At 63.8% G+C, this 14,878-nt stretch carries 14 protein-coding genes; 5 read left to right on the forward strand and 9 right to left on the reverse strand.

Features of this window, described 5'->3' with window-relative positions; translation table 11 throughout:
* Window positions 1-80 precede the first annotated feature (80 nt).
* The 5 genes from ACF3ND_RS16425 (at window position 81) to ACF3ND_RS16445 (ending at window position 4,608) form a co-directional block, all read left to right on the forward strand.
* Window positions 81-590 carry a DUF3060 domain-containing protein gene (locus ACF3ND_RS16425; RefSeq protein ID WP_394062362.1) on the forward strand — a complete coding sequence of 170 codons (510 nt, stop codon included), beginning with the start codon at window positions 81-83 and terminating at the stop codon, window positions 588-590.
* Between the two features lie 114 nt (window positions 591-704).
* Window positions 705-1,694 (forward strand): Bug family tripartite tricarboxylate transporter substrate binding protein, encoded by a 990-nt coding sequence (locus ACF3ND_RS16430; protein ID WP_394062364.1) that lies wholly within the window; start codon window positions 705-707, stop codon window positions 1,692-1,694.
* Window positions 1,695-1,791: 97 nt separating this feature from the next.
* A complete protein-coding gene (gene pgi / locus ACF3ND_RS16435; protein WP_394062366.1) occupies window positions 1,792-3,384 on the forward strand; it encodes a glucose-6-phosphate isomerase in 1,593 nt (530 codons plus the stop codon).
* A gap of 145 nt (window positions 3,385-3,529) precedes the next feature.
* Complete coding sequence (locus ACF3ND_RS16440) at window positions 3,530-4,201, forward strand: DUF433 domain-containing protein (RefSeq protein ID WP_394062368.1); 672 nt, start codon at window positions 3,530-3,532, stop codon at window positions 4,199-4,201.
* Entirely contained in the window at window positions 4,198-4,608 is a 411-nt protein-coding gene (locus ACF3ND_RS16445; protein ID WP_394062370.1) for a hypothetical protein, read from the forward strand. Before ACF3ND_RS16440 ends, ACF3ND_RS16445 begins: the two co-directional genes overlap by 4 nt.
* 14 nt (window positions 4,609-4,622) lie before the next feature.
* Here the strand turns inward: ACF3ND_RS16445 and ACF3ND_RS16450 are convergent, their stop codons facing one another.
* The 9 genes from ACF3ND_RS16450 to ACF3ND_RS16490 all read right to left on the reverse strand — a co-directional run bounded on the left by ACF3ND_RS16450 (window position 4,623) and on the right by ACF3ND_RS16490 (window position 14,852).
* Window positions 4,623-5,231, reverse strand: a complete 609-nt coding sequence (locus ACF3ND_RS16450) for a hypothetical protein (protein ID WP_394062372.1) — start codon at window positions 5,229-5,231, stop codon at window positions 4,623-4,625.
* Between the two features lie 5 nt (window positions 5,232-5,236).
* Window positions 5,237-6,607 carry a hypothetical protein gene (locus ACF3ND_RS16455; protein ID WP_394062374.1) on the reverse strand — a complete coding sequence of 457 codons (1,371 nt, stop codon included), beginning with the start codon at window positions 6,605-6,607 and terminating at the stop codon, window positions 5,237-5,239.
* 141 nt (window positions 6,608-6,748) lie between these two features.
* Window positions 6,749-8,269, reverse strand: a complete 1,521-nt coding sequence (locus tag ACF3ND_RS16460; RefSeq protein WP_394062376.1) for an LTA synthase family protein — start codon at window positions 8,267-8,269, stop codon at window positions 6,749-6,751.
* Complete coding sequence (locus ACF3ND_RS16465; protein ID WP_394062378.1) at window positions 8,259-9,035, reverse strand: SDR family NAD(P)-dependent oxidoreductase; 777 nt, start codon at window positions 9,033-9,035, stop codon at window positions 8,259-8,261. Before ACF3ND_RS16465 ends, ACF3ND_RS16460 begins: the two co-directional genes overlap by 11 nt.
* Window positions 9,016-10,494, reverse strand: coding sequence for a glycosyltransferase (locus ACF3ND_RS16470; RefSeq protein WP_394062380.1), 1,479 nt, complete (start codon window positions 10,492-10,494; stop codon window positions 9,016-9,018). The genes ACF3ND_RS16465 and ACF3ND_RS16470 overlap by 20 nt, the downstream gene beginning before the upstream one ends.
* Before the next feature lie 12 nt (window positions 10,495-10,506).
* The gene (locus ACF3ND_RS16475) at window positions 10,507-11,592 is read right to left on the reverse strand and encodes a glycosyltransferase (RefSeq protein WP_394062382.1); all 1,086 of its coding nucleotides are present in this window, start codon (window positions 11,590-11,592) and stop codon (window positions 10,507-10,509) included.
* Window positions 11,589-12,911 (reverse strand): glycosyltransferase family 4 protein, encoded by a 1,323-nt coding sequence (locus tag ACF3ND_RS16480; RefSeq protein WP_394062384.1) that lies wholly within the window; start codon window positions 12,909-12,911, stop codon window positions 11,589-11,591. The genes ACF3ND_RS16475 and ACF3ND_RS16480 overlap by 4 nt, the downstream gene beginning before the upstream one ends.
* Before the next feature lie 7 nt (window positions 12,912-12,918).
* Window positions 12,919-13,899 (reverse strand): polysaccharide deacetylase, encoded by a 981-nt coding sequence (locus ACF3ND_RS16485; protein ID WP_394062386.1) that lies wholly within the window; start codon window positions 13,897-13,899, stop codon window positions 12,919-12,921.
* Window positions 13,896-14,852 (reverse strand): polysaccharide deacetylase, encoded by a 957-nt coding sequence (locus ACF3ND_RS16490; RefSeq protein WP_394062388.1) that lies wholly within the window; start codon window positions 14,850-14,852, stop codon window positions 13,896-13,898. Before ACF3ND_RS16490 ends, ACF3ND_RS16485 begins: the two co-directional genes overlap by 4 nt.
* Between the last annotated feature and the right edge of the window lie 26 nt (window positions 14,853-14,878).

Here is a 14,878-nt window from a genome sequence, read left to right on the forward strand (position 1 = left end):
AAACGCTACACCCGCTGCCGGGGCTTGCGGCCATAATGGCCGGCGCGAGGGTCCTGCCCCGGGACCCGAAGGACAGAACCATGTACAAGAACATCGCGTTCGGGCTGACGTTGCTCGCCTGCGCCCAGGCCGGCGCGCAGGCCTCGGAAATCCAGATTCACGGCTCGGACCAGACGCAGACCATCACCTGCCAGAACGACGCCCTGCTGATCGCCGGCGAGCGCAACACGGCCACCATACAGGGGCACTGCGCCGAGATCCGGGTGGAGGGGGCCGACAACACCGTCAGCTTCACCCAGGCCGACCGTCTGGCCGTACACGGCGTACGCCACCACGTCAGCGGCGGCACGGCCCAGGAACTGGAGGCCTTCGGCAAGGACAACACGCTGGAGCTGACGCTGCGCCAGCCTTCGGACGCCGTTCAGGCCCGCATCAAGGGCGCGGGGCACCGCGTGAACCTGCAAGTCGCCTCGCAGGCCGACATCGCCCTGGACGGCGCGGACAACTCGCTGCATTGGCGGCGCGTGGCCGATGCGCCCGACCCCAGAATCGTCCAGCATGGAGCCAGGAACCGCATCACCCAGGACTGACCGGCCTTTCCCTGGCCCCCGGTTTGCTGTTATTACTAAGGGCTGACGCAGGCTTGACCACGCTGCTTTTTCCGACCACGGGCGGCCCGCCGCCTTCCAACCCGCGGAGATGCCATGCGAATCACCTCTTTCCTGATCCGATCTTTCCTGATCCGATGTCTGGGCGGCACCGTGCTTGCCCTGGCCGCCCAGACCGGCCTGGCCGCCTATCCCGACAAACCCATCACCCTGATCGTGCCCTTCGCGCCGGGCGGCACCACCGACCTGATCGGGCGGCTGGTCGCCCAGCACCTGGGCGGCAAGCTGGGGCAGCCGGTCGTGGTGGAGAACCGCGCCGGCGCGGGCGGCTCCATCGGCACCGCCGCGGTGGCCGCCGCCAAGCCGGACGGCTACACCCTGGGCCTGGCCACCGTCAGCACACATGGCATCAATCCCGTGGTCTACAAGAAACTGCCCTTCGACGCCCTGAAGGACTTCCAGCCCATCACGAATCTGGCCGCCGTGCCCAATGTGATGGTGGCCACGCCCAAGCTGGGCATCAAGGACATGCCCGCCCTGCTGGAGCGCGCGCGCAAGGAACCGGGCAAGCTCAGCTATGCCTCCGCCGGCAATGGCTCGGTGGCCCACATGATGGGCGAGCTCTTTCAATCGGCCTCGGGCACCGACCTGCTGCACGTGCCCTACAAAGGCTCGGGACAGGCGCTGACCGACACCCTGGCCGGCCAGGTCCAGTTGATGTTCGACAACCTGCCCTCCGCCCTGCCCCACATCCAGAGCGGCAAGCTCAATGCCCTGGCAGTGGCCTCGCCCGAACGGGTCGCCTCCCTGCCGGACGTGCCCACCTTCGCCGAACTGGACCTGGAGGCCGTGAACGACGCGTCCTGGTTCGGACTGGTCGCGCCCATAGGCCTGCCGGACGACAAGCTGGCGCTGCTGCATCAGGCCGTGGTGCAGACCCTGGCCGAACCCGCCGTCCAGAACCGGCTTGAACAACTGGGCGCCAGCCCCATCGGCGACAGTCCCGATGCCTTTGCCCGCACCATCATACGCACCCAGGAACGCAACCGGGAACTGGTGCGGCAGGCGCAGATACCGCCCATGTAAACATCTGGGCAACAAGCGATACGGCCCGCAACATCCTATCGCCGTTCAGTCCGCAAAGCCTCGTACAATGGCGACGACGCCAGCACAATCTCATGCCATGAACGCACATACAGACGCCCTGCCCGACGCCCCTTCTGTCACGCGGCCCACGCCTCCCTTGCCTACCCTGCCGGAATGGGAGTGTTTCTGCGACGCCGCTCATAAAGCCAATCAATACGCCTTCGAACTGCATTGCCTGAAGGCCGCCGGCATCCAGGTGGACCTGAGCGGCCAGCGCTATTCGCCCGAACTGCAACAAGCCGGCGCGCAATTGCTGGCGGCGCGCAATTTTGAAGCGGCGCGCGCCAACCTGTTGCAAGGCGGGATCGCCAACCCGACCGAGCAGCGCGCCGCCTGGCACAGCGCGCTGCGCGCTCCGGCGCCCATTGCGGAGGTGATCAAGGAAAGGGAACGCATGAACGAGTTCGTGCGCGTCGCGGATTCGGAGCGCCGCTGGCGCAACATCGTGCACATTGGCATAGGCGGCAGCGACTGGGGCGTGCGCCTGTCCCTGGCGGCCTTCGGCTACCGCCGCAGCTGGCGCAATGTGCGCTTCCTGGCCAACATCGACGGACACGCCCTGGAGCACGCCTTGTCGGGGCTGGACCCGCACGACACCCTGGTCGTCATCGCCTCCAAGTCCTTCACCACCACCGAAACACTGCAAAACGGCCAGCGCGCGCTGGAATGGCTGCAGGCGGCCGGCGTCGCCAACCCCTACGAGCAGATCGTAGCCATCACGGCCCGGCCCGACGCCGCGGCCCGCTGGGGCGTGCCCCAAGGCCACATCTTCCAGTTCTGGGACTGGGTGGGGGGTCGCTTCTCCCTGTGGTCCGCCGTCAGCCTGACCACGGCGCTGGCTGTCAGCGCCGACGTGGTGGCCGGCATGCTTTCGGGTGCCGCCGCCATGGACCAGCATTTCCTCGAAGCGCCCATCGCCCAGAACGTGCCGGTGCAGATGGCGCTGGCCGGCATCGTCAACCGCAGCGTGCTGGGTTATGGCTCGCTGAACATCTCGCCCTACGATTTCCGCCTGGGCAATCTGGTGCCCTACATCCAGCAGCTGGACATGGAGTCCCTGGGCAAATCCGTCACCCTGGACGGCCAGCCCGTAGGCGTGCCGACCGGCCCGGCGGTGTGGGGTCTGGCCGGCACGGATGCCCAGCACACCTTCTACCAATGGCTGCACCAGGGCAGCGACGGCGCGCCGGTCGACTTCATCATCTGCCAGCAAGCCGACCACGAGAACCAGGAACACCACCGCCTGCTCCTGGCCAACTGCCTGGCGCAGCGCGAAGCCCTGATGCGCGGCAAGAACTACGAGCAAGCCCTGGCGGAATGCCGCAACGGCGGCGCAAACGCAGACGCCGCCCAGCTGGCGCACCACCGCGTGCACTCGGGCGGACGCCCCAACACCCTGATCGTGCTGCCTCGCCTGACCCCCTTCGCCCTGGGCGCCCTGCTGGCCATGTACGAACACAAGATCTTCGTCCAGGGCCTGATCTGGGGCATCAACCCCTTCGATCAATGGGGCGTGGAATACGGCAAAGTGCTGGCCAGCGGCATCATGGACGAGCTGTCCGGCGAACAGCCCGTGCAGAACAAGCACGACGCCTCCACCAGCCACTGGATACGCGCCTTCAGGGGCTAGAACAGCCACCGCCTTTGAGCGCCTGTGGAACAAGTTTGGATAAGACGCGAAGCACTTGGCCCCTAACCGGGCCATATTACCTATTCAATCCATTTAAAGTAGAGTTAAAGAATTTTAAAGCCAATTTTCCGGCATTTGGACACTTATGAAGCTGATCGGGGTTGGACTCTACACACTGCAGCAGGCGGCACGCTTATCTGGAGCCTCAGCCCCGGAAGTCAGCCGCTGGCTGTTCGGGTACAAAACCAGTCAAGGCAAAGTCCACGCCCCTTTGTGGTCCACCCAATTGGAAGGCTGTGACGAAAAAGTCATTGGGTTCCGGGACCTGATGGAGCTGCGAGTGGTCAAAGCCTTTGTAAAACATGGCGTTCCGCTTCGCGTGATCCGAACCGCACTCAAACATGCCCAGGAAATTTTTGGCGCCCACTATCCCTTTACCTCTCATCGATTCCTGACCGACGGACGTACTATTTTCCATGAGGCGATTGACCGCGAAAGCATGGAAATGACAGATCTCGTCCGGCGCCAACTGGTCTTTGAACAGATCATCAGACCCCAGCTTTATGAAGGTATCGAATTTTCATCGGACGGCGCTGCCGTACGATGGTTTCCCGAAAAACACAAAACCATCGTATTGGATCCAGACTTATCGTTTGGCCGCCCAGTGCTGACAAAATTCGGGATACCCACGGAAATTATCCTTCAAGCCATGCGAGCCGAAAGCAATAACGCCAAAGCGGTTGCGGCCCAGTTCGAAATTCCCGTCGCCGATGTGCGGGCAGCGGTGAAATTCGAAGAGCAACCGCTCGCCGCTTGAAGTTCTTCCTGGACAACAATCTTTCTCCCGCATTGGCTGCGGGACTTGACGCATTGTGTCGCGGTAGCGGGACCGGCAACCAGGTCCATCACCTCAAATCCAAATTCCCGCAAACCACCGCCGACCACATCTGGATCAACGCACTGGCCTCGGAGGGCGGATGGGCCATCGTTTCCCAGGATGGCATCCGAAAGAACGATCTGGAAAGGGAAGCTCTGCGTGCATGCGGTTTGCCCATCTTTGTCCTGTCCAGACAGCGGAGCCGCCAACCCTACTGGGACAAGGCGCACAATTTGATTCGCTGGTGGCCGTCCATCGAAGATTATGTGAAACGCGTGCGTGGTGGTGCTGCCGTCAGAGTCCCATGGCGTTTTGGCACAGGTCGGTTTGAACAGATACGCCTGTAGCAGGCACAAAAAAGCTAGAACAGCCACCGCCCCTGCAGTTCAAAGCCGTGGTCCTGCAGGTGTCCTGAGCGGCGGGCCTGATAGGACAGGGTCAGCCAGGAGGAATCCGACAAGGGGGCCTGCATGCGCAGGCCCATCAGCCATGCGTGACGGGCGCTGCGATACGGGGCTGCGTCGCCGGCGGGCAAGCCGTTCACCTGCCAGTCGTGCGTGGCGGCGGGCCGGTTCCATTGGCGCTCCCAGCCCAGCCATGCGCGCCAACTCGCAGCCTGCGAATCCTCATCGTCGAAACGCCAGGTCAGCAGCAGCCGGCTATCCAGCGCGTGATTGCGCTGGGCGCCTGCCTGCCAGCGCTCCCTGGCCTCCAGCTCCAATCCTGACTGCCTGATGCGCATGGCGCGCCAGTCAGCCTCCACGCTCCAGGCGTGCCCGCCCTGCCGCCATATCGGATACGCCGCGCCCAGCAACAGCTGGACGCTGTCGGCACGACCACGCCCCTGCCGATGCGGCCAGGCATGCCGTACAAGATGACGGCCCGCCATCAAGGTCAGCCGTGTCTCCAGCCCATGCCAAGGCTGCTGCCCATAGACGCCGATATAGTAGGAACGGGTGTCGCTGCGCACCGCTTCTAAGGCGCCCGCAAGCGCGAAGTCTGATAGACCGCCATACCGCCCAGGCGCCCCCGGCGCCACGGACGCTCCACGCCCATGATCAACTGGTCCAGTTGCCGGTCCAGCTCCATGCCCGCCGCCTGCAGGCCCTGCTGTCCGGCATGACGATAGCTTGCCCATGCCCCTCCCGATGCGGGCTTGTGCGATGTATCGCGCCATGCCTGCATGGCGTACCCGGCGTCCTGCATCAATTGCGCCCGCCAGACGTTCAGGGGGTGACGCAACCAGACGCGCGGACCAGCCGGCCCGCCTTCGACCCCAAGCGGCCGCAGACGCAGGGTCACGCCCTGCGGATCGTAGTCCAGTCCTGCCAGGGCGGCGTCCCGATCCAGGTGCAAGGACTCGAAACGACCGGCCAGCCCGCCATCGGCCTGCACAATGCGGTAATCGCCATCCAGCCCCGCAGATGCCAGCTCCACCCATAAGGCGCCGGCCAGCAAGCTCTTGCCCTGGACATGCAACTGATCGAAGCGGCCATCGCCCAACACGCGCATGCGCAGCACGGAACCCGAATCCAGCCGCAGGTCCTCCAGCACCCGCAAAGGTCGCCCCGGACTGTCCAGGTGCAGGCTGCCGCCCGGCAGCACGGCCAGGGCGCGCACCAGCGCATCCTGGGCCCGCAGGACGGCGCCATCCGCCACCTGCACATGCGCGGGCACATCGCCGCGCAGCCCCAGCGCGCCCTGCCGCACCCGAAAGCGGCCGTTCAAGCTGCCTCCTTGCCGTTGATCCAGCCAAAGCAGGCCCTGCCCGGATTTCATCCAGACAGCATTGCCGAACACGGGACCGCGCTGCGTGGCCTCGCCCCGGGCCACATGCCAATCGATGGCGGGCTGTCCCGATCGCGCATGCCCCTGCACCGGAAAGTCGGCAAGCAGGCCGGAGGCGTACTCCAGCCGGGCGCCCGCCATGACGTCCAGATGCGAATTCGGGCCTACCGCCTGGGGATGACGCAAAGACAAACCGCCTTCCAGCAATTGCAAAGGCCCCCATACCCGGTTGGGCGCCGAAATGATCCACTGTCCGCCCCCTTGTTTGCGCAGCGGCGCATAGAAAACGGCGTCCGTCCCAAGCTCGCCCGCGCTTTCGAACCACACGCCCGGCGCCACATCAACGGTTGCCGCTCCGGCGATCCAGGCGATGCGTTCCGTACGGAAACTGCCCTGGATGGACAAAGGCGCTGCATCCAGTACATAAGGCCGCCCCGGGGCTCCCAGGTCCGAATCCATCACCGCCCGTCTGCCCTCCGCCACGGCGGCGGACGCGCACAGCCCTGCCAGGCCGATCAGCCAGGCAATAAAAAACCCCAGATTCCGAATTACAGTCATGTCATTCTCCACGCAATGATCAGCGAGGAAATATGACCATGGCCAAGAATGGCAAGGCTTGCGCCGGCTCAATCGTAAGCCGGCGACATTTATGTCATATCTGACAGCTACAAGTGTCGCCCTATTTGTGCTAGGACATACTCAGATTGATACTCCGCTGGCCCGCATCCACTGCTGCGCCAGCTCATGCACGTCCAGATCCGCCCGTATTTGCGTGGATGCTCCACAGCCTGTATTCCACAGGAAAAAATCCACTTCTCCAGACGGTGTCCCCAAGGCCGCGTAGACCGACGGCATGATGGGCACGTGATCGCCGTACCAGCACAAACTGGCGGGCCGGCCGCAGTTCATCAGGCTTTGCCGCAAACGGGCCAGCATGGCATCGGCATTGCGCACGTGCCGCAGGTAAATGGTCAGGTCGTCGCACCCCGCCTCCGGCGGCCGCGAATACAGGCGCTCCACGTCTTCCGGCGCCACTTTTTCCAGATGCAGCGGACCGTGGTTTTCCATGGTGATGACATGGATGAAGACCGGCTCCCGAGCCTGGCTCAGCAGGCTCGCCACTTTTTCAGCCACGGCGATGTCTCCCACGTACGGCCCGGTCAGGGCGACATCCGCGAAGGCGCGTATATCCAGGAACTCATCGAACCCGAAACGTGGATAGACGCGATCGCGCTGATAGAAGCTGGCGGGATAGGGGTGGATGCAAATCGTGCGATAGCCCCGGCCTTTGAGCCAGGAAGCCAGTGTCTCCACCTGCCAGCCCGCGGACACGGCCCGATAAGGGTTGAAGCGATGCACTCCCAGCGCATGGTTGGCTATGCCGCTCAGGAAAGAAAACTCCGAACGGACCGTGTTCGCCCCCCATGCCGGCACGCGCAAGCCGCCCTGGACAGCCGCTTCCGCCTTGAAACGGTCGAATTCGGCCAGGATGTCCTGCCGGATGCCGTCCCACAGCGTCCTGGCATCAAAGAACGACTCGCTCTGCACGGACACCAGGTGCGGCAGGACCGGGGCATGCCCGGCCCCCTCCAGGGCTCCCATAGGGGACTGCGCATCGGGACGCCGGCGCCCTTGCTGCCAATAGCGCCAAAGACTTGCCAATAAGCCCAGTGCAGGCAGATCCCGTTCAGGCGACAGGCTGACAGGCAGGCGCCGCCGGCTTCCCCAACTCAGCAGGACCAGCGACAGCCCGCCCAGTGCGGCAAGCGCCCCGCCCTGGCCAAACCAGGACCAGCGCAGCGCGGGAACCGGCTCCCCCCACAAGCCGATCGCCACGGCGGACACGAATCCCGCCGCCGCCAACAGGAACTTGCCCCATCCCAGGAATGGAATGTAGAGCCGGGGGTGGCGGATGGCATCGGTGAAATATTCGTAATCCTGGAACACGAAGGGCTCGCGCAGGGCCTTGAACTTGGCATTGTTGACCAGCACGAGCATCAGCAGAAAAGCGGACACAAGCGCGACGGCGAACACGGGACGGCCCAGCAGCAATACGAACACATCGTAAGCCAGCAGCCAGAGCCCGGCATGCAGCGCCCAGGCCGCCCAGGGGCGGGCCAGGGGCGTGGCCGGCCTCATCAGGCGCTCTATCCCCACGGACAGGCCAAGGCCGGCCAGGGCTGCCAGAATGGCGGTCCAGAAACCCGCGTCAGGCACCATAACCCAGCTTGCCCAGGATGTATACGGAAAGACGCGCCGGCAGCACCGCCAGGAACCAGCACCCCAGATTCAATGGGAAGGGGAAGCTGATGCGCGCCTTGTCGCGCGCCAGTCCGCGCCCGATGACCCGGGCGGCGCGCTCGGGCGACCACAGGAACGGCTTGGGTCCGGGCATGTCGTCGCACATGGGAGAGCGCACGTAGCCCGGCATGATCACATTGACGCGTATGCCCTCGGGCGCCAGCCAGCCGCGCAAGGCTTCGCCATACGCCTTCACGGCCGCCTTGCTGGCGCTGTAGGACGGGGTGGAGGGCAGGCCGAAATAAGCCGCCAGGGAGCTGAGCAAGGCAATCTGCCCCGTGCCGCGGCGTCGCATGGCCGGCAGCACCGATTGCACCAGACGCATCGTCGCCTTCACATTCAGGTCCAGCAACGCCTCGCACTCCGGCCACGGCTCGGGCTCGCCATGGGGACCGACATGGGTATTCATGCCGGCATTCACGATCACCAGGTCGAAGGCCTCGCTTTCAGACAGCCATTGATGCAAGGCGTCCAGCTCCCGCAGATCCAGGCGCTGCGTGGCAACCCGCGCTCCCGCGCGCCGGCAGCGTTCGGCGACCTGGTCCAGAATGGCTTCATTGCGCCCGTGCAAGACCAGCTCCACCCCCGCGCAGGCGTAGTAGTCCGCCAAGGCCGAGCCGATGGCGCTGGTGGCGCCGGTGATCAGGATGCGCCGGCAGCCGGCTTCAGTCGCGTCCACGTGCATATCTTTCTCGATAGGACCAGTACAGCACCATGCCGAACCCCACGCACACGGTCGCATTCAAGGGGACCAGCAAGTAGTTGCCCATGCGCACGGCCACGCACAGCGCCAGGGCCGAGTACAGGAAGGTGAAGACCTCGCCCGCCAGCAGCACCGTATTGATGCGGGGCTGGCGGGAGCGTTGCTCGTCCTTGCCCTTGGGCGTACGGTGGAATTCGCCATACACGCCGAACAAGGCCCGGACCCCGCCGGCAAAATAATACCAAGCCATGGGCGGAAACATCGCCACGTACAGATAGGTATGCCACAAGGTGCTCAACACGCCCGGACGATCCTCGAAACGCGCCCCCTTGCGGGCGCCGAAGGCATTGTCCAGGGCCCATACCGCCACCAGCAGAAAGAATAGCGGCGCCCCCCACTGCAAGGTTTCCGTGTCGAAATCGACCAGGTAGTTCAAGGGCAGGCTCAAGAGCACCAGCACGTAGATGGCGGCCAGCATCACGGAGGAAAACATCATGGAGAAGGCGTGCAGCCGCTTCATCAGCGGCATGCGTTGCCGCCACATCTGGCCGACGTGCTTGAAGCCGCTATGTATCAGCCCGCGCCCCCAGCGCTCGCGCTGCACGCGGAACGCGCTGATGCTTTCCGGCAGCACGGACATCGACACCACATCGCGCAGATAGGCGTATTTCCAGTCCCCGAACTGGGCGCGATAACCTAGATCGACGTCCTCGGTCACCGTCGAAGCGTTCCATCCGCCCAGGGCCTCCACGCAGGTGCGGCGCCATACACAGGAACTGCCGCTGAGCGAGGCCATGTCGCCGTCCTCGCTGAGGCCCACCGTCACATACTGCTGATGCCCCATTTCCATCGCCTGAAAGCGGGTCAGGAACGAGGCGTCGCGGTTTTCGTAGCCTATGCCTGTCTGCAGGAAGCCCAGCTTGGGATCCTTGAATTGCGGGATGGTCCGGAGCAGGAAGTCCTGGGGCGGCACAAAGTCCGCATCGAAGATGGCGAAGAACTCACCCCGCGAATGCTTGATGCCGTGCACCAGGTTGCCCGCCTTGTAGCCGGATCGATCCTTGCGGCGCACGAATCGTATGGGCACGCCCTGCTCGGCCAGTTGCCGGACCTTGCGCTGCGCCAGCTTGGAAGTGGCATCGGACGAATCATCCAGGACCAGGATTTCCAGGGCCGAGGCCGGGTACTGCAAGCGGCTGGCGGCATCGATCAGGCGCTCGACCACCGCCGCTTCATTGCAGATCGGCAGCAGCACGCTGACGGCAGGAAAAAACGCGTCCCCGGCTCCCGGCAGGGCATTCGCCAGCTCGGTCAGCTTGCGCCGCTCCACACGCCGGGAAATCAGCAGGACCCGAAGCTCCAGGAACACATACAGGGCAAACGCACAGACCACCAGCAAGAACAGGGCCTGGACCAGATACGAAAACAAACTGACAATCATGGGCGTCCGTACCTAGAAACGAACCACGTCGGCCAACTCCTGGAGACGATGCTCCCAGGTATGGAACTGCCGCACATAGGTCGCGCCGGCCGCGGCCCGCTCGTAATCCTCGGACGAAGGCCCGTCTCGCAGGCGCGCGAACAGCTCGACCGCCTGTTCGCGCGTATGGACCACATGGCAGTAGTCGCGAAAATAGCGGTCCACAGCGCGGCCCGGATTGGTCACCACGATCCCGCCACAGGCCAGGATCTCCAGCAGACGCCGGGAGCACATGGTGTCCGAGTCCGTGACCGAATTCACATTCAAGGACATCACGTGCTCCTTGTAGATGCGCGCGGTCTCGCGATGCGGCACGCTGCCGTGGACCTGCAACTGCGGCCCCGACGGAAAGCGGAATTCGAAATGCCGGGACATGCGATGATGGTTCCGGTCGTACACATTCAGGCGCAACTGCGCGTCCTCGCAAGCGGCGAACACCATGTCCAGGAAGCTTCGGCGCTCGTTCAATATTCGGCGGTAGTAGCTGCCCGTGAAGCAACCTTCATTGCGTAAGAACCCAAAGCCTGTGAAGTTATGGAAGGCAGGCTGATAAGGCATGCTCAGCGTGTTCACGGGCACATGGGCGGGCACGCGCTGTCGGTAACGGTCCACGCAATCGCTGTCCGTGGTGAACACATAATCGAATATCTGGGCCACATCGATGAACGCATCGAAGAAGGCCCCGTCGTCCTTGTTCCAGAATATCGTCGGCACCCCCTGGCTCCGGGCGAAATCCACCAGTTGGTAGATGGCGCGGGGCTTGCGCAGGCGCATCCAGCGCGACTGCCTGGCCAGCTCGTAGCGCCAGGCACCCCCAAGCCCATGGAAGACAGACTCCACAAACACCAGGTCCGGCTTCCAGGTCGCAATCACCTCCCGGAAATTGGTCGGCGTCATCACGCGAATGCGGCACTCGGCGGACAGGCAATCCGCCGTGAAGTAGTCCGACACCAAAGCGATCTTCAGCTTCCCGAAGGGGCCCGGCGGCGTTCCTTCTTCGGAGACCGAGGGATGCGTGTAGACCCGCGCACCCAGCGCCCGGATGGCTCGACCGATCATTTTTCTTCCTTATCCAGTCCAACCGGCAATACATCGCCAACAAAATCGCGCCAGCTGCGGCGACTTACAGCGTCCTGCCGGGCTTGCGCGCCGGCATCCGTCAGCGCCTGGCGGTCCAGCAAGGCAGCATCCAGAACACGCGCCAGATCCGCGGAATCGCCGGCCTGGAAGAAACGCACCGAGCGGCATCCGCCGACCTCGTCCTGAAACACCGGCAGATCAGGCACCACGACCGGCTTGCCCATGGCCATTGCCTCCACCAGCTTGATGGGCGGCACGATCTGGCAAACCTCGAAGGGCCGGCGGGGAATGCAGACCAAGGCGGAACGCGCCTGCAAGGCGCGGGCCTCCTGCGGCGGCACGCGCCCCAGGAACGTGACATGGCCGTCCAATCCCAGTTGCTGCACCTGCGCCTGCAGCTGGGCGCGAGCCTCTCCATCACCAATGATGGTCAAGGTCACCTGCCTGCCCCGGTCACGCAGATCGCCAATGGCATCGATCAGTACGTCCAGCCCTTCGTAGACAATCAGGGAGCCCGCATAGACGATGGTGTCCGGCGCCACATCCTGTGGATCCGCGGGTTCGAAACGAGCGGGATCGACGCAATTGGGCAGCAGGAACATGCGCGAGGTCTGGACGCCCCAGCGTTGGTGAGCATAGCGCCCCAATTGTTCCGAAATGACGAACAGGCGATCCGCCTGTTCGGCCACCAGGCCTTCCAGCTGCAAGCCTTGCTTGAACCCCTGGGAGTCCCGGAAGTCCGGCATGCGGGAAGCGCGGCTCAACTCCCACAGGCCGCGCATTTCGTACTGGAACGGAATACCCAGCTGGCGCGCCGCCAGCAATGCGGGCAAGGCATTGACATGATTGGAAGCGGCGTGGATGACCGCCACGCGATGCCTGATCGCCGCCTGCACCACAGCCGCGGCGGCTTCGACGGCAAATTGCAGCACAGGCCGGTTGTTGGCCGGACGGCGCGCATGGCCATAGCAAACGTCATCCACCCAGGTTTCTTCGTGTTCGGCATCGTCCAGCCTGTCCTTGCGGTCCCAGGGATAGCCCGGCCGAGTCAGTACGCGCACGTCGCCGCCGGCCTGCTGCAGCGCCCGGACGATCTCGTGCGTGCGCGTCGTATAGCCGCTGATGTGATAGGGCAAGGCGCTGGCGGCCACATAGAGCAGCCGGCCCGGCACGGGCTCGTAAGGGGGCTCGGCCTGCTCGCGCCGTTGCGTCTTTCTTCGCAACAGGCGAACCGTCAATAGCCGATTGAAGGCCAGCCAGGGCTCGCCCAGCAGCCTTTGCAAGAACTTTGCGGACATTATTGTCTCAGGCCTTTTTCTTCTTGGTCTTTTTTGGAGGCGGCGCATACTCCGCCAAAGACAGATCCACGGTATGCGTGGGTGCAATCTTGCCGCGCGCCTGCAAGTCCAGGAAATCCGCGGTGGTGATCACATCATAATCCTTGGTCAGCTGCGACAACAGCTTGCGATACCCCTCCAGGCGCTTATCGTCACGATATTCACCCAGGCCGTTCTCGTCCCAGTACAGCAGAGACCAGGAGTGCAGCAGAAATACAGCAAATGGCGGACTGCCGCTGAACGCGTTGAGCAGCAAGCGCCCCCACCAGGGCCGGAACCGGAAATAGCTGGATTCGGGATACGTCAGGCGGGCCCACCATTCCGGCTTGCCCACTTTGGGCAGAATCCGCTTTTCGGTCATGGGCACTTCGATCACGCCGTTGGACCAGGCGTAGGGCTCGTTCGTGGGCTCGCTGTAGATACACTGTTCGTTATGCACGGCGCACACCGAATTGTTGAACGACAGCGGCATGCCCACCGCCTTGAGCGCACGGATCGTATCGGCATTCCAGCGAAACGAGCCCGCACGGTGCGCCAGCACCGGCTTGCCGGTCAGGCCGGACATCAGGTCGCCGAAGTGCCGCAGGACGAACTCGGCCCGAGCCTGGTCGGTGTATTGATTCATGTACTGCGGCCGGTTGGACAGCCCATGCTCTTCCCAGAAACTGTCCGGCAAGTATTCGGGATGGGTGTGCAGCTGCACGTCCTGCCCTTGCGCATCCAGCCAGCGCACGACCTCCTTGACCTCGTCCAGGTAGGAATAGGCCCCGCAGAAATCCGTGAAAAACACATGCTTGGCGCCGAACTCGTCGCCGATGCGGCACATTTCGGCAACGCCTGCCGTCCCCTTCGGAAATCGCCCCCAGATCAGACGATTGACATGATCCGCAGACGCGCGCTTGGGCAGCGCCTCCGTATCCACCGTGATCATTGCGTAGCGATCCCTCATCCCCTGTGTTCCACCTGCTCTAAGTTGATTGTACGTAAAGGCTGGATTTTACCCCGCGCGCGCAGATCGAGAAAATCGGCGGTCGTGATGACCTCACAGTCCTTGACAAGCCGACGCAGGAACTGGCGGTACCCTTCCAGCAGACGGTCGTCCTTGTAGACCGCATGGCCGGCCTGGTCTCGCTCCAGCAAGGACCAGGAATGCAGCAGCACCACCGTCACGGCCGGCTTGGGCGCAAGCGGGTGCTTCCAGAACGGCCGCGGGCGCGAACCGAAACGAAAATAAGGCGATTCCGGGTAGGTGAGGCTGACCCAGCGGTCCGGCCGGAAGCCCTTCACGCCCGGCACCCAGCGCTCGGTCACCGGCACCTCGATCACGCCGTTGGACCATGTATAAGGCAGACAATCCGGCTCTCCATGCACGCAGCGCCCGCCCTCCAGGGCGCGCATGGACTGATTGAAAGACAGCGGAATCCCTACCGCCTGAAGGGCGCGTATCGTCACAGCGTTCCAACGAAACGACCCGGCGCGATGCGCCAGAACAGGCTTGCCGGTGATGTTGGTGATCAAGTTCCCGAAGTGGCGCAGCACGAACTCGGCCCGCGCCTGATCCTGGTACAGGTTCATGTACCTGGGCACGGCCTCCAGGCCATGCTCGCGCCAGAACGACTTGGGCAAGGTCTCCGGGTGCGTGTGCAACTGCACATCCTGGCCCGCGGCATGCAACCAGCGCACAACCTCCCGCATCTGGTCCAGGCTGGAATAAGCTCCACAGAAATCCGTGAAAAAGACATGCTTGGCGCCGAACTCATCACCGATGCCGCACATCTCGCGGATGCCCGCCGTACCGGCCTCGTGCTGGCCCCAGATGAGGCGTTGGACGTGCTCATCCACAGCCCGTTTGCGCAGAGCCTCGGTATCGACGGTCAGCAGAGCGTAGCGATGCCGGTTCAATGCCTAGCACCTGAAAAAAGCCGGAA

Origin of the sequence: Alcaligenes sp. WGS1538 (assembly GCF_043187505.1) — a bacterium.
Lineage (GTDB): Bacteria > Pseudomonadota > Gammaproteobacteria > Burkholderiales > Burkholderiaceae_B > Alcaligenes.